Here is a 22189-nt window from a genome sequence, read left to right on the forward strand (position 1 = left end):
AAAACTATAAGGGGGTGTGGCATTTGAAAATTGCAATCGCCGGCGGGACTGGATTTGTTGGAAAAGCACTCGTAGATCATTTCATGAAAAACAATCATGAAATTGTTATTTTAACTAGACACATACCGAACATAAAAAAGCGTGATAATATTCGATATGTACAATGGCTAAGTGCTCATTCAGACCCAATTTCCCACCTTCAAAATACCGACATATTCATCAACCTTGCTGGGGAATCGATTAACAGCGGCAGATGGACTGACCAAAGAAAAAACAAAATATTAATAAGTCGGCTTGAGGCTGTAAAAGAATTATTAGCGATAATGAAAAAATTGGACCGAAAACCGATTGTCTTTATTAATGCAAGTGCAATCGGGATTTATGGAACTTCATTAGACAAGGTGTTTACCGAAGATAAGCAAATACTCGGGAATGACTTCTTAGCTGAAACCGTGAGACAATGGGAATACGAGGCAAGCTTCGTAGCTAGATTGGGAATTCGTACTGCTTTTTGCAGATTCGGAATTATCCTTGATCGAAATGAAGGGGCATTGCCCAAAATCGCTCTTCCCTATAAGGCATATATCGGCGGTAATATAGGTCATGGCAGACAATGGATGTCATGGATTCATATCGAAGATGTTGTGAAAGGAATTTCTTTTATAATTGAAAATGAGGTCGTTAATGGCCCTATAAATTTCACTGCACCAAATCCAGTTCCCATGAGCGAGTTTGGAAAAACACTTGCTTTAGTGTTACATCGGCCCCACTGGCTTTCAGTTCCTAGCTTCGCCCTTCAAATATTATTGGGAGAAATGAGTACATTAGTAGTGGATGGTCAGAAGGTGCTACCGAATAAATTAATCGCATCAGGATTCGAATTCACTTTCCCAAACCTCGATAAAGCTTTACAAAATATATTTTCTTAAAATCAGTATCATTCCTTTCTTAAAAGGTAAAAATGGAATTAAGTACATAAAGTGCTAAATTTTTACCACTAAGCTTGATGACGATTAACAAAATATGTTGAAAGGAATGAGCAAAATGGCTGAAAAGAAGAAAAAGGATAAGGATAGAGGGAAATACACTTTATCAAGTATGCAAGAGGTATCATATCAACGCGAATTTAAAATGGCAGACCGCGCAGGCGGCTATTCAGACAGAAAAACAAAGCTTTAATTTTAAAGAAATTTCCATTAATGGACCCCTTCCAAATTGTTAAAACTAGTATAGAGAGCACTTTTTGCTCTCACTAGTTAACAGTTGAAAGGGGTTTTTTGTAATGGGTCGTTCACGCGGGCATGGTTCACGAGATAAAAACAAGGCTTCACTTCCACAGGTGCCAAAGAACATGAAATCAGATGGTATTGATGTTGAGTTTTCTAAAGAGATGGCTGATGGAGCTGACCTCGAGGCATTAGCACGAGCTAATGCTGCTAACCAGCGAGTTCAAAATCGAAATAGAAAATAATCCCTAAAAAAGAAGCAGGTTTTGCCCTGCTTCTTTACTATAATGAAAGGGGGAAATAAGTTTATTCATTGAACTCAAAAGGAGAGGTATATTTTAGAACTCGGTAAAGCTAATTCAGGTTAACATTTTTGGCATTACCTTTTTTGAAATAGCCTTTGATAAATGGTGCAGCATATCGGTCAAGTCCGAAGTAGTAAGCACCAGTTCCAGCGAATAAAAGAATCATGGCTGCTGTATAAAGTATTGGGTTTGTGCTTGTTGTTCCTGCCAACATAAAGTTAAAGTTCATGAATGCACCGGCGATTAATGCTGGAATAGTTGCTAAGCCCACGATTAATCCTACACCGACAAGCATTTCTCCCCAAGGAATTAATACGTTAAAGATATGAACGTTTGGGATTGCAAATTGTTGTAAAAAGTCTGCGTACCAAGCTTGCACTGCAGGATGTTCCCCTGTTGCATTTGCCAATGCTCCTTTAAGGAAGCCGCCTGCATCAAATCCACCTGTAAGTTTATGATAGCCTGCCTCAATCCATTGTAATCCAAGCCATACTCTTATCACTGTCCATACAACTGCTGCTTGAGGGGTTTTGAACCATCTCATCACAATCATCTCCTATTTTTCTTGCGAAATTCTTCACAAGTTTAATCATGATTTTTTACTTCCCCTTTTAATTCGGGGTGGTTCAGCTAGCTGTTTCTTGTAGAGTAAGTTTGTGAATTCTTTCACTATCTTCTCTACACTTTTAATATACGCTCCTCTATAAAAAATGACAACGACTTTCACAGTTTTTTAACATATTAATATTAGAAATATGAAAAGAATGTGAACCCAAAGCGCTGAGTTGTGGATAGTGTGAATAACAATGTGGAGCACTTATAATAGTGTACTTTTTATGTGGATAAAAATGTGGATAAAAAAGAGCATCCAAATTATTTAGATGCTCTTATAGTGTTTCTTTTATAAAGCAGATACTTTTTCTTCCGTTGAGGCAATGGCAGGTTCATATTCGCCGAGGATTGAAAAATAAAAAATCGTTTCTTGTTGTTTGACTAGCTTCTCTAAATCCTTTTTTGAAGCCTTGATGACAAATACTCCTTTTGAGACTTCATCAATCCAAGTAATTGAAGGATTGGAATAAGTTTTTGCCAGCCCAGTTACTAACCAAAACTCTTTTGGCTGCACTTTACTTTGCTCAACAGCGGCTGATGCAGTTGATTTGAAACTTCTTTTTATTGCATCGTTTTGGCTGACGTAAACCAAATCTTCAATAACCGCACTTGCTGTAGGAAACATCCCTGCTCCAGGGCCCTGAAGGGTGATTCTGCCAACAATATCCGAATGAAGACTAACAGCATTCTCAACGCCTTCTACATGATAAAAAGGATTCTCATTCCCGACAAGTACCGGTTTAACTGTTCCCTTTATTTGACTTCCTTCTTTACTAATACTTGCAAGATGTTTAAATCTTAAGCCTAATTTTTCGGCTGCTCCGATTAATTCACTTGTGATGGATGTAATCCCTTCACGTTCAACCTCCTGCCAATTCGGTTCTTCCCCAAAAGCAATTCGGCTGAGAATCATCGTTTTGTAAAAAGCATCAAAACCCTCGACATCATTGGTTGGATCTGCTTCGGCATAGCCATTTTTTTGTGCTTGTAATAAGGCTTCTGCAAATGACCACTTCTTATCTCTCATTTCAGTAAGAATGAAATTTGATGTTCCATTTAGAATTCCTTGAATTTGCTGAACGCGGTTAACCTTTAAAAGTTGTCTAAGCGTTTGAATCACCGGAATTCCTCCGGCAACTGTGGCCTCAAATCCTACCGAGACGTTATTTTGTTCTGCAAGCTCAATCAGTTGTTTTCCGTGGTGTGCAAACATTTCTTTATTGGCTGTAATAATGTGGCAGCCCCGCTCGATTGCTTTTTGCAAAATTGTAAAGGTTGGCTCCCTATTTACAATCGCTTCAATTACAATATCCAGTTTTGGCAGGCGAAGTATCTCTTCAAAGTCTGTTGTTACTAATACTTCTTTATGAATGTTTCTTTCTCTCTGTTTATTTTTAATTAGAACAGCCGCCACTTCCACCTTTTTACCTAAAGCGGACTCTAATTCTTCCGCGTGAGATTGAATTGTCCGATAAACTCCTTCACCAACCGTACCAAAACCTAAGATTGCCACCTTTACTACAGTCATTCTTTACACCCCTTCTTTAAATGGTATGAAAATACGAAAAGCCCTCTTCATAAGAAGAGGGCACGGAATCCTCCTCTTATCTATCAGGTTTAAAACCTGCAGGAATTAGCACCTTTTCAAGGAATTCCTTGAAGGTTGCCGGGCTTCATCGGGCCATGTCCCTCCGCCGCTCTGGATAAGAGATATATAATTTTTCATTAATTTACCAAGATATAAAAAGAATGTTAGCTGAATCTTCTGTCAATGTCAATAGTTTTTTTATTAAAGCGGCAATAACGCAATGGTATCCATTGCACTTATTTTTTCAATCATATTGAGCCATTCCTGCGGCTTATTTGGCAGCACGGAATAGTAGGTAGTTAGAAAATCTTTTACTAGAGAAGCTGGCACTTCATCAAGCTCTTCATTAGTGGGCATAAAGCATAAATCCAGTCCTGAAACAGCTTCACCATTATTTTCCCATGAAGGGTGAACATAAGAAAGATTTAGTCTTTTATAGCCTAAATGGGAAAGGACTTCCCTGCGAACATAAGGATCCATGACCCTTACCCCTCCAAATTCGTGCTCCGCTACTCTGTATGGATCATAAATTTCGGCGAACATACCAAATAGCTCTTTTCCGTTATCCTTCGCAAGCTTTTGTAAATCCTGCAGCCTATTCTTTGCTAAAAAGCGTCCAAGACTTAGTCCCGGTTTACTGATAATAGTGAAATCAGTCATCGCAATATTCCAGTCAGGGTAATAGCGGTATTCCGTTGCTCCTACTACCTGCTCGTTATCAACAGCGACATATACACGAATACTAGGATCTTCTAATGGCTCTTTCCAAAGTTCATAATCCAAAACTTCTTCAGACGGAAAAATTTTTCCCATTAAATCATGAAGCTTTTTAAAATTTGCGTCGTCAATGCTGGTTATGCGTTTATATTCCATTTCATATATTCCCCCTTATTTATTTGAATGGATTTTTCCATTCCATGATTACTGCATTGTTGCAGGATTCTTCATCATCGAGATAATTCTTTGCTACCCCTAGTGGCACACGGCCGCAGCGCAGCAGGAACGTAATGACAGGGTCCTTTATTTCTCCCCCAATGGTAGCGGCTAAATACTCTCCCGGAGTCATTTGATGCGACACTTTGTGATAACCCGGCATCCGTCCACCACCTACAAGGCGATCATAGCCTTTTTCGATAACAACATGATACATCGCCTGCATCATTAACTTCCCAAGACCAAGTTTTCTGTAATTTGGGCGAACGCTTATATCGACAATATACAAGGAATTTCCATTTGAATTATGGTTTTGAATGTACCCATGATCGGTAATTTCCTCCCATGAGTGATTCAACTCATCCGGATCAAAATCCACACAAAGACCGGTAAGTGAACCGGCTAATTTTCCATCTATTTCTACACATAAAGCTCCTTCTGGAAAAAGAGTAACATGGTTCGTTAATTGCTCTTTATTCCACCATAATTCTGATGGAAAAGGCGGTGGAAAGCATTCTGCTTGAATCTCTATTAGCTGGTCAAAATCCTCTTGTGTGTAATTGCGAATGATGATTGGCTTAGGCTGATTTAGGTCAAAAACATAAAATTCACTTCGGTACATACCAATCACATCCCTTATTTTTCCCAATCAGTATACAAATCGGTTCTGCGGTCCCGCCAGGTTGTAACGGACCCGCGTTCACGTACTTCGTATAAAAGGGCTAAATCAAGGTCGGCTGTAACGACCATATCATCATTGATCTCCCCTTCCACTAAAATGCCGCGTGGCGGGAAAGGAATATCATTAGGTGTTATAATGACTGCCTGGCCAAAATTAGCCCGCATAAAATCCACTGTTGGAAGGGAACCAACTGTTCCGGTTAAAACGACATATACTTGGTTTTCGATTGCCCGTGCATGACTCGTATAACGGACCCGGTGAAAGCCATGACGATCATCCGTGCAGGATGGACAGAAAATGACATCAGCGCCTTTAGCCTTAGCCATTCGGACAATTTCTGGAAACTCAATATCATAGCATGTAAGGAGCGCAATTCTTCCTTTGTTTGTTTCAAAAATCTGAAACGAATCACCAGGCTCCATACTCCACTCCTTCACTTCTGTAGGGGTAATATGTAGCTTTGCCTGTTCGCCGATTCGGCCATCTGGATAAAATAAATGGGCAGTATTATAAAGCTTATTATCTTTTTTAATAACATGTGTACCGGCAATAATATGCATGTTGGTCTGCTTCGCAAAATTAGAAAACAACACGCGATATTGTTCTGTAAAGTTTGGCAGATCATCGATCGTCAAGCTTTTTCCAGTTCCATTCCCAATCGATAAAAGCTGAGTGGTAAAGAACTCTGGGAAAAGGACAAATTCTGCTCCAAATTCTTCAGCAGTCTTTATATAATGCTCACACTGAGCGGCGAATTCTTCGAAGGAATTAATCGTATGTAAATGGTATTGCACTACAGATACTCTAAGTTTCATTTGTCTCCTCCAGTCTTATTTTGGAAAAATTACCATAATGAAATTATCTATTATTTTAGTTTTTTATACAAATGAAAAGCCCGCCTATTAGGCGAGCCCTTTATTATTGCTGCAGTTTTCCTTCAGCTAGTTTAATTTGCACTTTGACCTGCTCAGGTGAGGTTCCACCGAAGCTATTACGGACAGCGACAACATGTTCTGGAGCAAGCACTTCATAAATATCTTCTTCAAATAATGGACTAAATTTCTGATATTCGTCAAAGCTTAAATCTAGCAAAAATTTATTAGATTGAATCGCGTATAAAACAATTTTTCCAATGACTTCATGGGCATCACGGAACGGCAGCCCTTTTCTCACCAAGTAATCGGCAATATCTGTCGCATTTGAAAAGTCATTGTTAATCGCTTTACGCATGATGTCTTTTTTAACAGTCATTGTTTCAATCATTGGAGCTAACAGTTTTAATGAGCCTTCAAGGGTTTCTACGGTATCAAACATACCTTCCTTGTCTTCTTGTAAATCTTTATTGTAAGCAAGTGGCAGCCCTTTTAGAACGGTTAATAAGCCAATCAAATTGCCATAGGTACGTCCTGTTTTTCCTCTTAGCAATTCCGGAACATCAGGGTTCTTCTTTTGCGGCATGATGCTTGACCCGGTGCAAAAAGAATCATCAAGCTCAACAAATTGGAATTCCTGACTTGACCAAATTACTAGTTCTTCAGAGAATCTAGAAATATGAGTCATGATTATCGATCCAATTGATAAAAATTCAAGGATAAAGTCGCGGTCGCTGACTGCATCCATACTATTTGGATAGATTGTTTCGAATCCGAGCAGGTCGGCGACAAGTTCGCGGTTTATTGGAAAGGTCGTCCCTGCTAATGCTCCAGATCCAAGCGGAAGCCAGTTTACACGTTTTAATGAATCAAGTAATCTCTCTTTATCACGTTCAAACATCCAAAAATAAGCCATTAGGTGATGCGCAAAAGATACAGGCTGAGCACGCTGCAAATGAGTATACCCAGGAATCAGTGTTTCGACATTCTCCTTAGCTTGCTTGATGATCGCTTCTTGTACATTTTCGACTAATTTTATTAACTCAATTGTTTTTGTTCTTAAATAAAGATGCATATCTGTCGCTACTTGATCGTTACGGCTGCGTCCTGTATGAAGCTTACCGCCCACCGGGCCGATTTTTTCAATCAAGAGCTTTTCAATATTCATATGAATATCTTCATCTTCTACTAAAAACTCAACTTCGTTATCATCTACCATTTTTTTAATAGAAAGAAGTCCTTCTTTAATCTTATTTGCATCGTCCATTGGAATAATGCCGCATTCCCCTAACATTGTTATATGGGCAATGCTCCCTGCAATATCTTCTTTTGCTAATTTTTGATCAAAAGAGATCGAAGCAGTAAATTCTTCAACTAATTTATTCGTTTCTTTTGTAAAACGTCCGCCCCATAGCTTAGACATGTAATTTTCCCCTTTCAAACTGGGCTTTTCTAGCGTTTTATTGCCTTAGATAAAATTTATCGGCGGATTTTTCATGTTTATCGGCGAATCCAACCATTTTATCGGTGAATCTTGAATTATATCGGCGAATTTTCAATTTTATCGGCGAATCGCAAAATACCAAAAGTAAAACCTCAAAATAGAGCCTTCCATTAAACAGTTTGCCCCCGAAATTTAGGCTTCGAGGGCGCTTTAGAATTATTTTAAAACTGATTCTTTTTTTGTTACCTCTGAATAAACCTTTGTTGGTAATCCCCAGAGTTTGATAAAACCAACCGCTGCATTATGATCAAAGGCATCTCCTTTTGCATAGGTTGCTAGTTCCTCGTTATAAAGGCTGTATGGAGATTTACGGCCAACAACTGTATGATTGCCTTTATGAAGCTTAACACGGATGGTTCCCGTAACGGTCTTTTGTGTTTCATTAATAAACGCATCAAGGGCTGGTTTTATTGGTGAATACCAAAGGCCCTCATAAATGATTTTCGCCATCTGCTGCTCAACCTGTGTCTTAAATTGCGTTACCTCACGAGTCAATGTTAAAAACTCTAATTCCTTATGAGAATTGATTAATATTAACGCAGCAGGGTTTTCATAGACTTCACGTGATTTAATTCCTACTAATCTATTTTCGATATGATCGATACGGCCAACGCCATGCTTGCCGCCAAGCCCGTTCAACGTTTCAATTAATTGAACTAATGGAAGCTTTTCACCATTTAAGGCAACAGGAACACCTTGTTCGAAATCAATTTCAACATATTCCGCTTGGTCCGGAGTCAGTTCAATTGGATTCGTCCAATCGTATGCTGCTTCAGGGGCCTCTGCCCAAGGATCTTCAAGAACTCCTGCTTCACATGCACGTCCCCAGATATTCGCATCAATCGAGAACGGATTATCTAAATCAACAGGAATTGGAATACCGTTTTCCTGTGCATACTTGATTTCCTCATCACGTGTCATACCCCATTCACGCACAGGAGCGACTACTTTTAAACTTGGATTTAATGCTTGGACTGAAACTTCAAAGCGAACTTGGTCATTTCCTTTACCAGTACAGCCGTGGGCAACTGCCGCTGCACCCTCTTGTTCTGCAACCTCTACTAGTAATTTTGAAATTAATGGTCTTGAAAGGGCTGAGGATAGCGGATACTTTCCTTCATATAAACAATTAGCCTTCAAAGCTGGAAGAATATATTCCTTAGCTAATAATTCTTTCGCGTCAACCATAATCGCTTTAATGGCGCCAACGTTTAGGGCTTTATTTTTAATTGCTTCCAGATCTTTTCCTTCACCAACATCAAGTCCTAATGCAATTACATCGTAGCCGTATTTTTCCTGAATCCATTTAACCGAAACTGAAGTATCTAAACCGCCTGAATAGGCTAAAACAATTTTCTCTTTAGTCATTTTTAAAAATCTCCTTACATTTTCATGTATTATTATTCAATCGATAGAATTATTATACACTAAATCTCAAAAAAATAAATACTATTATGCTAGTAATAATTTCAAAATTGCTTTTTGTGCATGTAAACGGTTTTCTGCCTCATCAAATACAACAGAATGTGGTCCATCGATGATTTCAGCGGTTACCTCTTCGCCACGATGTGCTGGCAAACAATGTAAGAAGATGAAGTCTTCTTTAGCATACTTGCAAAGCTCTGCATTTACTTGATAGGACGAGAATGCCTTAAGTCTCTTTTCTGTCTCTTCCTCCTGCCCCATGCTGGTCCAGACATCTGTCACGATGACATCAGCATCTTTAATGGCTTCGACAGGGTCATTCGTAATCATTACTGTACTTCCAAATTGTTTCCCTGCTTTAATTGACTTTTCAGTGATTGTTCCATTTGGAAGATATCCTGGAGGGCTGGCAATAGTTATATCCATTCCCACCTTTACCGCCCCTTCCATTAAGGAGTGGGCCATATTATTGTTTCCGTCTCCGATATAGCAAAGCTTTAATCCTGCCAATTTACCTTTATGTTCAAGAATGGTTAATAGGTCTGCCATCACCTGGGTAGGATGCTGAAGGTCTGTTAAACCATTAATAACAGGGATGGAAGCATGCTCAGCTAATTCCTCTACAGACTCATGGGCAAATGTACGAATCATTAGGCCGTCAACATAGCGCGATAATACCTTTGCCGTATCGGAAATACTTTCTCCTCTACCAAGCTGAATATCTCGTGAACTTAAGAATATTGCATGACCACCGAGCTGCAGCATTCCTACCTCAAATGACACTCTTGTGCGAGTTGATGATTTTTCAAAAATCATTCCTAATACCTTACCACTTAAGTATGGGTGGGGTTTTCCTTGTTTTTGCAGTGCCTTCAGTTCCTTAGCCTCCTCCAGAAGAAAAAGGATTTCTTCTGGACTAAAATCAGAAAGCTGTAAAAAGTCCTTTCCTTTAAAACTTGACATCATTGATTTATTATTTACGTTCAACTTAATGGCTTCTAGCATGAACGGCACCTCTTTCATTTAAATGGTAGAACTCGCTTACTGATCGAACTTCAAGATTAGAGAATGAACCTTGTTGTATACCAATTGTTGCTTCGAGAGTGTCTAGATGTGTATATACAGGAACCTTATAACGAATCGCTTGCTCGCGAATTTGAAAACCAAACTTCATTTTATTTCTGCCCTGGTTTGGCAGGTTAATTACCGCCTTCATTTTCTGATTACGGAATAGGTGGTTTACATCCTGTTCATCCCGCACCACTTTATCAACCGGGATGCCATTTAATTCAAAAAATAGTGCTGTACCTTCGGTGGCAGCTATTTTAAATTGATTATCTAAAAGCTCTTGGACAACCGGCAGACTTGCGGGCTTTTCCCTGTCAGAGATTGAACATAAAACATAAGCTTCTTCAACTTTTCCTTCTAAAGATGGAATCGCCTTTTTAAGGGCTTCCTGATAAGTAAGATCTATACCAAGTGCTTCACCAGTAGATTTCATCTCCGGTCCAAGAACATGGTCAACGCCTTTAAGCTTACTTGATGAAAAAATAGGTGCTTTTACCGAGAAATAATTGGGTTCCGCTAATAATCCTTGATTCGTGCAAAATTCTGTTAGGGCTGCGCCTAACTGAACACTTGTAGCCCACTCAATCATCGGAATTCCAGTTACCTTGCTCATGATTGGCACCGTTCGTGAAGAACGTGGATTTACTTCAAGAACAAAGACGTTTTCTTCATAGATAACAAATTGAATATTCATCATCCCAATAATCGGTGCAGATTTAGCAATCTTGCTCGCATGGTCAATTAATGTTTCTTTTATTTCTTCAGACAAAGAGATTGGTGGAAAAACTGAAATACTATCGCCTGAGTGTACCCCTGCTTTTTCGATATGTTCAAAGATTCCCGGGACAACAATCGTTTTTCCGTCACTAATAACATCGATCTCACATTCTAGTCCAGGAATATACTTATCAACTAATAACGGCCACATTTTTTCACTTGAGTTATTTTCAAGCTGTTTAATATAGTTTCTTAATTCCTCTTCTGAAAAAATGGTAAACATGGACTGCCCACCGATCACGTATGATGGTCTGACGAGAACCGGATAGCCTAACTTTGCCGCTCCCTCTACTAATTCCTCAGTAGTTGAAGCAGTTTTCCCTTCAATATGAGGAATTTGTAAATCCTCTAGCAGTTGATAAAATTCTTTCCTGTCTTCTAAACGATCCACATTTTCGACGGTCGTTCCTAAAATATTAATACCCTCTTCTTCTAAATCGTGAGCTAGATTAATAGCTGTCTGCCCGCCGAACTGTATCAAAACCCCTTCAACCTGTTCTTTTTCAATTACATAAAGTACGTCCTCAGCTGCGAGAGGTTCGAAATAAAGGCGGTCTGCAACTGAATAGTCTGTGCTGACAGTTTCCGGATTATTATTTATTACAACGGCTTCAAAGCCTTTTTTCTTAATTGCTTTTGCTGCATGAACAGAGCAGTAATCAAATTCAATTCCCTGGCCGATTCGAATTGGGCCTGAACCAATAACAAGAATTTTTTTCTTGTTTGTAATTTCCACTTCATCAGTACCATGCCAAGTAGAATAATAGTAAGGGGTTACGGCATCAAATTCTGCAGAACAAGTATCAACCATCTTATAACCTGGTTTCCATCCGAGTTCCTTCCACTTATTTCTTACTTGTTTTTCAGGAATTTTGTAAATTTGCGATAGTAACTTATCTGCAACATTATTACGCTTTGCCTGCTTCAGCAGGGATACTTGGACTTCGCTCCATTGGTAGGATGCTAATTCCTTTTCTAAATCAACGATTGAGCTAATTTTGTGTAAAAACCATGGATCTATTTGGGTCAGCTGTTGAACTTTTTCAAGCGTGACGCCTCTTCTAAATGCTTCCGCGATGATGAAAAGACGGCGATCATTGGCTGTTTCAAGCAAATTTACTAATGTCTGGTCATTTAATGATTTGTTTGCTTCTAAACACAGACCATAAACATTCATTTCCATCGAACGGATGGCTTTATTTAACGCACCTTCAAAAGTCCGATCGATTGCCATGACTTCCCCAGTTGCTTTCATTTGTGTTCCCAATGTCCGGTCTGCTTCAGGGAACTTGTCAAATGGAAAGCGCGGCAGTTTTACCACAATATAATCAATCGCTGGCTCAAACGAAGCAAAGGTATTGCCTGTTATCGGATTCACAATCTCATCTAAGTGATAACCAATCGCACATTTTGCCGCCATCCTTGCTATTGGATAGCCGGTTGCTTTTGAGGCTAATGCTGAAGAACGGCTAACCCTCGGATTGACTTCAATAATGTAGTATTGATTTGATTCAGGGTGGAGCGCAAATTGGATATTGCAGCCCCCAATAATTCCTAATTCTCGAATGACCTTTAAAGAACAATCACGAAGCATTTGATACTGGACATCTGTTAATGTTTGTGATGGCGCAACTACAATGGAGTCACCAGTATGGACACCAACAGGGTCCATATTTTCCATATTGCAAACGATAATGCACGTATCATTGGCATCGCGCATAACTTCATACTCGATTTCCTTCCAGCCTTTAATGCTGCGTTCAACCAACACTTGTTGAATCGGGCTGGCTGCTAAGCCTTTTTTTAGTACGATTTCAAGTTCTTCAGCATTATGGGCAAAGCCGCCTCCGTCTCCTCCAAGAGTATAGGCAGGACGAATGATGACCGGAAATCCAATGTCATTAACAAAGGCGACACCTTCTTCGTAAGAGTGGATAATTGCGGATTCAGGAATCGGTTCGCCGATTTTCAGCATTAAATTACGGAACTTTTCTCGGTCCTCACCATTTTTAATCGATTCAACAGAGGTTCCGAGCAACTCAACATTGTATTTTTTTAAAATGTTCTGTTCATATAGCTGGACAGTTAAATTTAAACCCGTTTGCCCGCCAAGGGTCCCGATAATTCCATCCGGCTTTTCCTTTAGAATGATTTTTTCAATCGTTTCGACATTTAATGGTTCAATATAAACCTTATCGGCAACGGCTTCATCTGTCATGATGGTCGCAGGGTTGTTGTTAATTAACACGACCTCTAGTCCCTCTTCTTTAAGAGCAATACAGGCTTGAGTTCCGGCATAGTCAAATTCTGCTGCCTGCCCGATAACAATTGGGCCTGATCCGATTACTAGTACTTTTTTTAGGCTTTTATTTAATGGCATAGCGAGTCTCTCCTAATGAAGCTATCTGGCTTACGAAGTCTTTTAAAATATATTCTGTATCACTTGGCCCCGGATGGGCTTCAGGATGAAATTGAACGGTTTGGATTGGATAGCTGTGGTGCTTTAATCCTTCTATCGATTTATCATTTACATTTCGATAGGTGATATCAAACACCTTACAATCAATACTTTCATCAACAACTACATATCCATGATTTTGGGCGGTAATTTTAACCTTACCTGTAAGTAATTCTTTAACCGGATGATTGCCGCCACGGTGGCCGTAGGCAAGTTTTGTTGTTTTCGCACCGTATGCCAAGGCAATCAACTGATGTCCTAGGCATATTCCGAGTGTGGGATAGTATTGACTAATCTTTTTAATTTCCGGAAAATACTTTTTGAGTGCCATTGGGTCGCCTGGTCCATTACTAAGTAGGACACCATCAGGATTTAAGGACTTTACTTTTTCAAAAGTAGTATTAAAAGGTACGATTGTTACTGCACAGCCTTCTTCTAATAGGGCATTCAATATCGACTTTTTATACCCAAAATCGATTAACACAACATGTGGTCCATTGTTTTTGAAAAATTGAATTTTTTTCGTCGATACTTTTTCCACCCATTGTGATGCTATTTCAGCAACTGGAAAATTAGCTTCCTTCGATTTACTTAAATATCCTTTAACAGTCCCGCGGCTGCGTATGGTCTTAACGAGGAGACGAGTATCCACTCCAGCAATTCCTGGGACTCCTGCTTGCTTTAGTTTCTCTGAAAATTTATTAATCGATTGATAATGGCTTGGTGTTTCGCATAAATCACCGATTACAACTCCAGCAAGTGCTGGGGAGATGCTTTCATCATCGAGTGCATTAACACCGTAATTACCAATAATCGGGTAACAAAAGGTAATGATTTGCCCGGCATAAGAAGGATCGGTAATGATTTCTTGGTAGCCGGTCATGCTTGTATTAAAAACTACTTCACCGAGAGAGTCCTTGTCTGCACCGATCAGTATTCCTTCAAAGACTTCTCCCGTTTCCAAAGTAAGATATCCCTGTTCCACAACACTCACTCGCCTTTCTCAATACTTTGGAATGTTTTTTCCAACGCTTTAATAAATTCAACTATTTCGTTTTTGGTTACAGTTAATGGTGGTAAAATCCGTACAACATTAGGGCCTGCTGTTAATATTAGCAGTTTGTTTGAAATCGCTTTTTGAACAATTTCTAAGGCGTTGGTTTCGACAACCAAACCTTTTAAGAGTCCCTTGCCACGGATATCTTTTATGAAACTGTACTTTTCTTTTAAGCTTTGAAGCTGAGAATCTAGGTACCCTGAAATTTCTTTGACTTGATCTAATAGCTTCGTTTCAATTATATGAGAAACAGTTGCCAGCCCCGCAGCTGTTGCAAGTGGATTTCCGCCAAATGTGCTGCCGTGACTTCCAGGTTCAAAGCCCTTTGCGGCTTCTTCTTTTGCAATGATTGCTCCTATTGGAAAACCTGAGCCGAGACCTTTAGCGATACTAATTACATCCGGCTCAATTTCAAATTGTTCATAAGCAAAAAGTGTACCTGTTCTGCCTATGCCGGTTTGGATTTCGTCGACCATGAGCAGAATATCATTGTTCTTGCAAATCTGTTCAAGTTTTTTTATCCAATCTTTGTTTGCCGGTATAACTCCACCTTCACCTTGGACAAGCTCTAGGAGCACTGCAGCAGGTTTAATGCTGATTAGCTCTTCAAGTGCATCGATGTCGTTAAATGGAAGGTAACTAAACCCTAGCATTAATGGAGAAAATCCCTGCTGAATTTTTTCCTGTCCTGTCGCTGTTAATGTCCCTAATGTTCTACCGTGAAAGGATTGATGGAAGGTCACGATGATTGGTGATTCCTTCTCTTTTACTTTGTTAGCATATCTCCTAGCAAGCTTAATAGCTGCTTCGTTCGCTTCTGCCCCGCTGTTACAGAAGAAGACTTGGTCACCGCAGCTATTTGCGGTAAGAAGAGCAGCAAGCTTTTCCTGGTTCGGAATGTTATAGAGATTTGAACAGTGCCAGAGATTTTGCAGCTGCTCTTCCAGTTTTTCTTTTACCGCATTGGGAACATGCCCTAGGTTGCAGGTAGCAATTCCAGAAGTGAAGTCTAAGTATTGATTATCTTTATCATCCCAAACATAGCTTCCTTTCCCTTTAACAAGCGTGACAGGAAAGCGGCCGTAGGTTGCCATCACAGGCGAGATTTGGGAAATGGAAGTAGTATTCGACATTACGCAATCTCCTCTTCTAAAACGATTTTTGTTCCGATTTTTTTGCCATTTGTATAATCTATCAAGCTATTTTTCTCAAATCCGTTAATGATTCCGACCTCAGGGATATTGTGAACAAGACCATCAATCGCTGCTTTAACTTTAGGAATCATTCCGCCATAGATGGTTTGATTTTCGATCATTTCTTCAATAATCGCTTTGGATACTTTATCCAGCTTGTGTTTAGCTCCGTCTTTTTCGATTAAGATTCCTGGAATATCGCTTATGAAGCAAAGATTAGCTCCTAAAGCCTTGGCAACCGCTGAGGCAGCTATGTCACCGTTTATGTTGTAGCGCTGACCACTGGCGTCAATACCGATTGGAGATACCACTGGAATATTTCCTTGTGCAATGATTCCTTCAAGAACGTTTTTGTTGACCCCCGTTACTTCTCCAACAAAACCTAAAGTTTCAGCATTTGGGGTCGGAACTGCTTGTAATAGACTTCCGTCAACTCCACTGACACCAATGGCATTTCCGCCCACTTCGATTAAATTTCGTACAACCTGCTTATTGACCGATCCGCTAAGAACCATCTCTACTACATCTAACACCTCATGATTCGTTACCCTTAACCCATTTACAAATTTTGTTTGGACATTTAAGGATTTTAGCAGTGACGTTATAAGGGGTCCGCCTCCATGTACGATAATTGGTGTCCACTCACCGGCATCGTACATTTTAACTATATCCTCGTAAAATGACCTTGGCAGATTTTCTAACACACTTCCGCCACACTTAATGACAAGATATTTCATTTCGATGTCCCCCTTAAGTGCGGTAAGATGCGTTGATTTTTACGTAATCATATGTTAAATCGCATCCCCAAGCAGTTGCACTTTGATCACCTTGATTTAATTCAACAAGAATTTTTACAGTTTCTAGTTCTAAATATTCCTTAACTTCCACTTCGGAAAAAGTGCTTGGCAAGCCGTTCTCGAATACGGTGAATGGACCGATTGAAACCTTTAATTTATTCGGCTCAAGGGGAACCCCACTATAACCCGCTGCTGTAACGATTCTGCCCCAGTTAGGATCTGTTCCATAAATTGCTGTTTTTACAAGATTAGAAGAAATGATGGATTTACCAACTGCTTTAGCTGCATCTGCGCTGAAAGCCCCATCAACCTGAACTTCAACAAGCTTTGTTGCTCCCTCTCCGTCTCTTGCAATTTTCTTAGCAAGGGATTCACATACAATTTTTAAACCTTCTTTAAAAACATCCCATTCTGGATGTTCTTTTGTGAGTTGGTTGTTTTCAGCTAACCCATTTGCCATTACTAAAACCATATCATTCGTGCTGGTATCGCCGTCTACGGTAATCATATTGAAGGTTTGGTTAGTAACATCTTTAAGGGCAAACAGTAAATCTTCGTGAGCTATGTTTGCATCTGTTGTAACAAAGCCAAGCATTGTTGCCATATTCGGATGAATCATTCCAGATCCTTTGGCAGCTCCGCCGATGCTAACCGATTTTCCGTCAATTTGAATTTGGACCGCTATTTGTTTTATACAAGTATCTGTAGTTAGGATTGCTTGTTTAAACAACAATTCACTTTCATTTTCTATATCAAGAATTTGCTTAATTCCTGTATTTACCTTATCCATTGGCAGCAATTCGCCAATGACTCCCGTTGAAGTTACTGCAACCAGATGCTCCTGAATTCCAAGTTCGGCCGCAAATCCTTTTTGCATGTCATAAGCGTCCTTTAATCCTTGCTCCCCAGTGCAGGCATTGGCATTTCCGGAATTCACGAGAATCGCTTGAATCTTATTATCCTTTGCGATGCTTTCCTGGGTCACTAAAAGAGGGGCCGCTTGGAAGATATTGGTTGTATATACTCCAGCAACTGTTGCCGGTACTTCCGAAACAATGTAACCTAGATCTAGTCGTTTTTTCTTAATGCCGCAATGCATACCGCCTGCTTTATATCCTTTTGGTAATGTCACACTATCTTCATTAAGAATTACAATCTCGCTGATTGATGTTGCCTGTGTCAATTTAACTTCCCCCTTATACGTTCCCTCTGCTCGTTTATATTAAGCTAGCTAACTTTTAATTTATGGAAACATCGGAATGAATTCGAGTCCTGTTCGTTCATCCCAGCCGTTCATTATGTTTAAATTTTGGATTGCCTGGCCTGCAGCGCCCTTAACTAAATTGTCAATAACTGAGATAATGGTAAGCCGTCTTGTCCTTGGGTCAACGTGTAGACCAATATCACAATAGTTGCTGCCAAGTACTTCTTTCGTTGATGGCACATTCCCTGTTGGTCTAATCCTAATAAAAGGATTATGCTCATAAAATTGTTTGTACAGTTGTATAACATCTTCTGTTGAAATATCCTCCAGTAAGTTTATATACATTGAACACATAATTCCCCGTGACATTGGAATTAAATGTGTTGTAAAGGATATCGTAATCTGTTCACCATATTCATCGCTAAGGACCTGCTCAATTTCTGGGATATGCTGATGTGCACCAAGTTTATATGCTCTTACATTTTCATTTATTTCCGCGTAATGTGAAGTAAGTGAAAGACCTCTACCTGCTCCGGTAAGACCAGATTTGGCGTCGATGATGATAGAATTTATATCAGCTAAATTAGTTTTTATAATTGGTATTAATCCAAGTGTCGTCGCAGTTGGATAGCAACCCGGATTTGCTATTATACTAGCAGTTTTAATTTTACCTGCATAAATTTCACTTAGGCCATAAGTTGCCTGTTTCAAATAATCCATTTCTGGCGGTGTATGCTTATACCAATATTCGTATTCTCCCGGTGACCTCAATCGAAAATCTCCAGATAAATCTATGCATTTAATTCCCTTTTCGAGTAAGGTAGGCACTTGCCTGCTACTCACACCTGAGGGTGTAGCTAAAAACACAATTTCATTTTCACTTAAACTTTCTGGGTCGAATTTATCTAGAGGTTGGTCAACAATACCAGATAAATGGGGGTAAACCTCATTAAAGGGTGTTCCCGCCTGGGAGTTCGAAACAACTGAACTAACTTCTAAATGTGGATGTTTTTGAATCAAACGAATAAGTTCAATTGATCCATATCCTGTACCACCGATAATGCCAACCTTCACTTTAATTCAACTCCTAAGTACCTTTGATAATGAATTATTATACATACATATATATAATTATTCAATAAAAAATACGCCTAATTTTCAGTTTTTAATGAATATTATCTATTTTATTTTTGTAAACGCTTACAAAATAATTTCTTAGATTATTCATCTTTTATGCATACCTAATAAAAAAAGATGCAAGGACACCCCTTACACCTTTCTTACTACCATAATAATTTAATGCTGCATGCGTCTAAATTTATATTGTTTCCATTGAAAATGAATAAAGCAGCCTACACAAAAGCCAAGTATTGCAACAAATGCTGCAACGGCTACAAGAATAGTAAATATATAACCTAAAGTGTCCCAACCGATAATAAAACTAATGAAACCTATTCCTAAGCAGGAAACTGCGATCTTCTGATTAAATTGCTGCTGCTCCCAATCCTCAGGAATATATGACTTTGGATCTTTTCTAAGAAAAAGTCTGGCAATTTTCATAACCGAATTAAAGTCAAATAACAGACCCAGCATACCTGATATAAAAGGAACCAGTAAAATCCATTCCTGTCCTAGAATCCAAGTTAATAATACACTAACAACTATAATCCATTGGTTTGTTTTAACAAGTGGACGTGGGATGGATTGAATCATTTCAGATATGATAATCCCAACCTTTCTTATTGGATTTATAGGTTTAAAATACATTTTATCAGTTCCTTCTTATTTTGTATATCATTTGATTTTCTTATTTTCACACAAAAAAAGAAAGTACCTTGGTACTCCCTTTGAATTCATTATTTATTTAAATGTATAAAAGATAAGAGCTTTCGTAAATCACGTACTGGGACTTGTCCGGGTGCAGAAGCTTTCTTAACAGCACCGAAAGTAATGGCAGACCCAAATATTTCACCTGCTATTCGACTGATAACACCCTTCCCCGACATTGACATAGTTATAATGGGTCTATCTGCAAACTGTTCATACATCGTATTGGTAGCATCCAACAAAGTCAACACATCAGCTATACTTTTTGGCATTACAGCAATTTTCGGTAAATCTCCCCCTAATTCCTGTGCTTGCCTTAATCGAGAAACAATTTCTTCCTTTGCAGGTGTTTTTTCGAAATCATGATTCGAAATAATCACTAACACACCATTGGCATGTGCCACTTCAACTAAGGATTTAACAATACTTCTTTCATTAAATAATTCAACATCAATAATATCTACTACACCAGACTCAGCCGCTGTTTTATTTAATTCATAGTAAGTTTCGATAGTTACTTCCTTTTCTCCGCCTTCTCTCAAACTTCTGAATGTAAAAATAAGCGGTAAGTCTGGTAAAGCAGTCCGGATCTCCTTGAGAGCCTCTTTTACCTTTGCTTTATCCTCTACCTGTTCATAAAAGTCGGCCCGCCACTCAACAAGATCGGAATTAATTGCTTTTATTAGTAATGCTTCTTCCTTTAATTCCGATAAAGTTCTTCCGACAATAGGAGTACAAATTTTTGGTTCCCCTTCCCCAATAATAAGACCTCTTGTTGTTATTGCTTTTTTCATCGGACTACCTCTCCTTGTATCCCCTTTATGACTAGTTTTGCAATTTCCTCTGGAGTTTTATTTTCAGTGAGGATTGTCAAGTGATGATCTGCGTAAATTTTTTGCCTACTATAAAAGAGCTCTTTCATTTCTTCAATTGATTTCCCTTGCAATACCGGACGGCTATCTATAATTAAGCTAATTCGTTCCGTCCAGATCTCAAAAGACAAATCAAGAAAGACAACAATTGCTGAGGATAAGCAAGCCGTTTTAATCTCTTCCTGTAAGAACGCTCCACCGCCTACAGAAATTATTAAGTTTTTTTGTAGACAAAAATTCCTAATTAAACTTTTTTCCTTATCTCTAAATACCTTTTCTCCATATTCTTTAAAAATCTGTGGGACAGGCATGTTAAATTCTTTTTCAATTTCTTCATCTATATCTATGAATTTACGATTCAGTTTTTCCGCTATAAGTTTGCCAATCGTTGTTTTCCCGACACCCATAAAGCCGATAAACACAATACTTTTTTCTCCATCATAATTCAAGTTTCTTCAATCCCCCTAAGCCTAAGCAATAAGTTTAAGTAATTTATCTGAATTTTTTACAATTATAAGCCTTTCCTTTAATAAATAACAATAATACTATTAAAAAAATATATTATAAGTAATTCAAGTTCGATACTATTTCCAACTAATTTCCAGAAAATGTCGTAAGTTTCGGAAAATATGTAGTAAGTGTCCAGAATTATGTCATAAACAACTAAAAATATGTAATAAGTAGTTCAATTTCCGTGTATTTTCCAATTAATATCCAGTAAATGTCGTAAGTTCCTGAAAATATGTAGTAATTCTCCGGAATTATGTCGTAAACTCCATAAAATAAGTCATAAGTGCTCAATTTTATGTAATATATAATTGAACTCATTCCAAAACACCAATTTATCCCCCAAAAAAGAAGAGACCCCCCACGGAGTCTCAAAAGTTATTGTTTCATTTTCGGGTCAAGCACATCACGCAAGCCATCGCCCATTAAGTTAAATCCAAGGACGGTCAGCATTATCGCAATCCCTGGGAAAATCAATGTCCACGGGGCTTGGGTAATATAGTTCTTTGAATCAGCCAGCATTTTCCCCCATTCTGGTGTTGGCGGCTGTGCACCTAATCCTAAGAACCCTAAGGCAGCAGCTTCGATAATTGCTGTTGCAATGGCCAGTGTCGCCTGTACGATGACGGGTGAAATACTATTCGGTAAAATATGACGGAAAAGGATTCTAGCATCTTTCATTCCAACCGCGCGAGCTGACATAATATATTCCTCTTGTTTAACACTTAACACTTTTGATCTGACGAGACGACCGAAGTTTGGAATGTTGATGACCGCAATCGCAATAAGGGCATTTTGTAAAGATGGCCCAAGAATAGACACAACCGCGATCGCTAACAGAATACTCGGAAACGCAAGCATGATATCAAAGATACGAGAAATGATACCATCAATCCAACGCCCGTAATATCCAGCCACAATTCCTAGAAAGGTTCCGACCACAACTGAGCCTAATACAGAGAAAAAACCGACCCACAAAGAAATCCTTGCTCCATATACTACTCGGGAAAAGATATCCCTGCCAAAGTCATCAGTTCCGAACCAATGCTTAGCCGAAGGTGCCTGCATCCGCTCCGTCAATACTTGACCTTTAAAGCTATACGGTGCCACCCATGGTGCGGCGATGGCTAATACGATAAAAAAGAGGACGATTCCTAAGCCAATTACGGCTAATTTATTTTTATAGAAGGATTGCCACGCCTCCTTCCATGGAGGTGTCAGCTTTTCTTCGGCAGGCATTATCGTGATGTCTGCTGTGTTTTTTATAATTTCAGCCACTAGT

General features: G+C 39.0%; 21 protein-coding genes and 1 riboswitch. Of the genes, 3 read left to right on the plus strand and 18 right to left on the minus strand.

Annotated elements, in window-relative coordinates; genetic code table 11:
• Nucleotides 1-23 precede the first annotated feature (23 nt).
• From ABES02_RS09750 to ABES02_RS09760, 3 genes are all read left to right on the plus strand, one after another.
• Nucleotides 24-929 (plus strand): TIGR01777 family oxidoreductase, encoded by a 906-nt coding sequence (locus ABES02_RS09750; protein WP_430133592.1) that lies wholly within the window; start codon nucleotides 24-26, stop codon nucleotides 927-929.
• Nucleotides 930-1044: 115 nt separating this feature from the next.
• The gene (locus ABES02_RS09755) at nucleotides 1045-1179 is read left to right on the plus strand and encodes a YfhE family protein (RefSeq protein WP_430133595.1); all 135 of its coding nucleotides are present in this window, start codon (nucleotides 1045-1047) and stop codon (nucleotides 1177-1179) included.
• A gap of 103 nt (nucleotides 1180-1282) precedes the next feature.
• The gene (locus ABES02_RS09760) at nucleotides 1283-1471 is read left to right on the plus strand and encodes a YfhD family protein (protein ID WP_430133598.1); all 189 of its coding nucleotides are present in this window, start codon (nucleotides 1283-1285) and stop codon (nucleotides 1469-1471) included.
• A gap of 109 nt (nucleotides 1472-1580) precedes the next feature.
• On the opposite strand, the gene ABES02_RS09765 is transcribed toward ABES02_RS09760, so the two are convergent.
• The 18 genes from ABES02_RS09765 to nikC all read right to left on the minus strand — a co-directional run bounded on the left by ABES02_RS09765 (nucleotide 1581) and on the right by nikC (nucleotide 22146).
• A complete protein-coding gene (locus tag ABES02_RS09765; RefSeq protein WP_430133601.1) occupies nucleotides 1581-2075 on the minus strand; it encodes a DoxX family membrane protein in 495 nt (164 codons plus the stop codon).
• 357 nt (nucleotides 2076-2432) lie between these two features.
• Nucleotides 2433-3671 carry a homoserine dehydrogenase gene (locus ABES02_RS09770; protein WP_430133603.1) on the minus strand — a complete coding sequence of 413 codons (1239 nt, stop codon included), beginning with the start codon at nucleotides 3669-3671 and terminating at the stop codon, nucleotides 2433-2435.
• Between the two features lie 73 nt (nucleotides 3672-3744).
• Nucleotides 3745-3853, minus strand: a riboswitch (SAM riboswitch).
• A gap of 79 nt (nucleotides 3854-3932) precedes the next feature.
• On the minus strand, nucleotides 3933-4604 hold the full coding sequence (locus tag ABES02_RS09775) for a GNAT family N-acetyltransferase (RefSeq protein WP_430133606.1): 672 nt from the start codon (nucleotides 4602-4604) through the stop codon (nucleotides 3933-3935).
• A 19-nt stretch (nucleotides 4605-4623) separates the two neighbouring features.
• The gene (locus ABES02_RS09780) at nucleotides 4624-5286 is read right to left on the minus strand and encodes a GNAT family N-acetyltransferase (RefSeq protein WP_430133610.1); all 663 of its coding nucleotides are present in this window, start codon (nucleotides 5284-5286) and stop codon (nucleotides 4624-4626) included.
• 14 nt (nucleotides 5287-5300) lie between these two features.
• Complete coding sequence (locus ABES02_RS09785; RefSeq protein ID WP_430133612.1) at nucleotides 5301-6161, minus strand: carbon-nitrogen hydrolase family protein; 861 nt, start codon at nucleotides 6159-6161, stop codon at nucleotides 5301-5303.
• Between the two features lie 103 nt (nucleotides 6162-6264).
• On the minus strand, nucleotides 6265-7641 hold the full coding sequence (gene argH, locus ABES02_RS09790) for an argininosuccinate lyase (protein WP_430133614.1): 1377 nt from the start codon (nucleotides 7639-7641) through the stop codon (nucleotides 6265-6267).
• 237 nt (nucleotides 7642-7878) lie between these two features.
• Nucleotides 7879-9090 carry an argininosuccinate synthase gene (locus ABES02_RS09795; protein ID WP_430133617.1) on the minus strand — a complete coding sequence of 404 codons (1212 nt, stop codon included), beginning with the start codon at nucleotides 9088-9090 and terminating at the stop codon, nucleotides 7879-7881.
• An 84-nt stretch (nucleotides 9091-9174) separates the two neighbouring features.
• Nucleotides 9175-10152 (minus strand): ornithine carbamoyltransferase, encoded by a 978-nt coding sequence (gene argF / locus ABES02_RS09800; protein WP_430133620.1) that lies wholly within the window; start codon nucleotides 10150-10152, stop codon nucleotides 9175-9177.
• Nucleotides 10136-13372 carry a carbamoyl-phosphate synthase (glutamine-hydrolyzing) large subunit gene (carB, locus tag ABES02_RS09805; protein WP_430133623.1) on the minus strand — a complete coding sequence of 1079 codons (3237 nt, stop codon included), beginning with the start codon at nucleotides 13370-13372 and terminating at the stop codon, nucleotides 10136-10138. Before carB ends, argF begins: the two co-directional genes overlap by 17 nt.
• A complete protein-coding gene (locus tag ABES02_RS09810) occupies nucleotides 13359-14435 on the minus strand; it encodes a carbamoyl phosphate synthase small subunit (protein WP_430133787.1) in 1077 nt (358 codons plus the stop codon). The genes carB and ABES02_RS09810 overlap by 14 nt, the downstream gene beginning before the upstream one ends.
• 5 nt (nucleotides 14436-14440) lie before the next feature.
• The gene (locus ABES02_RS09815; RefSeq protein WP_430133626.1) at nucleotides 14441-15640 is read right to left on the minus strand and encodes an acetylornithine transaminase; all 1200 of its coding nucleotides are present in this window, start codon (nucleotides 15638-15640) and stop codon (nucleotides 14441-14443) included.
• The gene (argB, locus tag ABES02_RS09820; RefSeq protein WP_430133629.1) at nucleotides 15640-16437 is read right to left on the minus strand and encodes an acetylglutamate kinase; all 798 of its coding nucleotides are present in this window, start codon (nucleotides 16435-16437) and stop codon (nucleotides 15640-15642) included. The genes ABES02_RS09815 and argB overlap by 1 nt, the downstream gene beginning before the upstream one ends.
• 13 nt (nucleotides 16438-16450) lie before the next feature.
• Entirely contained in the window at nucleotides 16451-17680 is a 1230-nt protein-coding gene (gene argJ / locus ABES02_RS09825; protein WP_430133632.1) for a bifunctional ornithine acetyltransferase/N-acetylglutamate synthase, read from the minus strand.
• Nucleotides 17681-17740: 60 nt separating this feature from the next.
• Nucleotides 17741-18775 (minus strand): N-acetyl-gamma-glutamyl-phosphate reductase, encoded by a 1035-nt coding sequence (gene argC / locus ABES02_RS09830; protein WP_430133634.1) that lies wholly within the window; start codon nucleotides 18773-18775, stop codon nucleotides 17741-17743.
• Between the two features lie 222 nt (nucleotides 18776-18997).
• Complete coding sequence (locus tag ABES02_RS09835; protein WP_430133637.1) at nucleotides 18998-19468, minus strand: DUF4395 domain-containing protein; 471 nt, start codon at nucleotides 19466-19468, stop codon at nucleotides 18998-19000.
• A gap of 89 nt (nucleotides 19469-19557) precedes the next feature.
• The gene (gene aroD / locus ABES02_RS09840; protein WP_430133640.1) at nucleotides 19558-20322 is read right to left on the minus strand and encodes a type I 3-dehydroquinate dehydratase; all 765 of its coding nucleotides are present in this window, start codon (nucleotides 20320-20322) and stop codon (nucleotides 19558-19560) included.
• Nucleotides 20319-20807, minus strand: a complete 489-nt coding sequence (locus ABES02_RS09845; protein ID WP_430133790.1) for a shikimate kinase — start codon at nucleotides 20805-20807, stop codon at nucleotides 20319-20321. The genes aroD and ABES02_RS09845 overlap by 4 nt, the downstream gene beginning before the upstream one ends.
• 478 nt (nucleotides 20808-21285) lie before the next feature.
• Nucleotides 21286-22146 carry a nickel transporter permease gene (nikC, locus tag ABES02_RS09850; RefSeq protein ID WP_430133792.1) on the minus strand — a complete coding sequence of 287 codons (861 nt, stop codon included), beginning with the start codon at nucleotides 22144-22146 and terminating at the stop codon, nucleotides 21286-21288.
• Nucleotides 22147-22189 lie beyond the last annotated feature (43 nt).

Origin of the sequence: Neobacillus pocheonensis, from assembly GCF_050477905.1 — a bacterium.
Lineage (GTDB): Bacteria > Bacillota > Bacilli > Bacillales > Cytobacillaceae > Neobacillus > Neobacillus pocheonensis_A.

Excerpts from the sequence above, each read along its gene's own strand:
- ABES02_RS09755 (WP_430133595.1), top strand. The coding sequence starts at position 1,045 with ATGGCTGAAAAGAAGAAAAAGGATAAGGATAGAGGGAAATACACTTTA.
- ABES02_RS09760 (WP_430133598.1), top strand. The coding sequence starts at position 1,283 with ATGGGTCGTTCACGCGGGCATGGTTCACGAGATAAAAACAAGGCTTCA.
- ABES02_RS09765 (WP_430133601.1), bottom strand. The coding sequence starts at position 2,075 with ATGAGATGGTTCAAAACCCCTCAAGCAGCAGTTGTATGGACAGTGATA.
- ABES02_RS09770 (WP_430133603.1), bottom strand. The coding sequence starts at position 3,671 with ATGACTGTAGTAAAGGTGGCAATCTTAGGTTTTGGTACGGTTGGTGAA.
- ABES02_RS09775 (WP_430133606.1), bottom strand. The coding sequence starts at position 4,604 with ATGGAATATAAACGCATAACCAGCATTGACGACGCAAATTTTAAAAAG.
- ABES02_RS09780 (WP_430133610.1), bottom strand. The coding sequence starts at position 5,286 with ATGTACCGAAGTGAATTTTATGTTTTTGACCTAAATCAGCCTAAGCCA.
- ABES02_RS09785 (WP_430133612.1), bottom strand. The coding sequence starts at position 6,161 with ATGAAACTTAGAGTATCTGTAGTGCAATACCATTTACATACGATTAAT.
- argH (WP_430133614.1), bottom strand. The coding sequence starts at position 7,641 with ATGTCTAAGCTATGGGGCGGACGTTTTACAAAAGAAACGAATAAATTA.
- ABES02_RS09795 (WP_430133617.1), bottom strand. The coding sequence starts at position 9,090 with ATGACTAAAGAGAAAATTGTTTTAGCCTATTCAGGCGGTTTAGATACT.
- argF (WP_430133620.1), bottom strand. The coding sequence starts at position 10,152 with ATGCTAGAAGCCATTAAGTTGAACGTAAATAATAAATCAATGATGTCA.
- carB (WP_430133623.1), bottom strand. The coding sequence starts at position 13,372 with ATGCCATTAAATAAAAGCCTAAAAAAAGTACTAGTAATCGGATCAGGC.
- ABES02_RS09815 (WP_430133626.1), bottom strand. The coding sequence starts at position 15,640 with ATGTCGAATACTACTTCCATTTCCCAAATCTCGCCTGTGATGGCAACC.
- argB (WP_430133629.1), bottom strand. The coding sequence starts at position 16,437 with ATGAAATATCTTGTCATTAAGTGTGGCGGAAGTGTGTTAGAAAATCTG.
- ABES02_RS09835 (WP_430133637.1), bottom strand. The coding sequence starts at position 19,468 with ATGTATTTTAAACCTATAAATCCAATAAGAAAGGTTGGGATTATCATA.
- aroD (WP_430133640.1), bottom strand. The coding sequence starts at position 20,322 with ATGAAAAAAGCAATAACAACAAGAGGTCTTATTATTGGGGAAGGGGAA.
- ABES02_RS09845 (WP_430133790.1), bottom strand. The coding sequence starts at position 20,807 with ATGGGTGTCGGGAAAACAACGATTGGCAAACTTATAGCGGAAAAACTG.
- nikC (WP_430133792.1), bottom strand. The coding sequence starts at position 22,146 with ATGCCTGCCGAAGAAAAGCTGACACCTCCATGGAAGGAGGCGTGGCAA.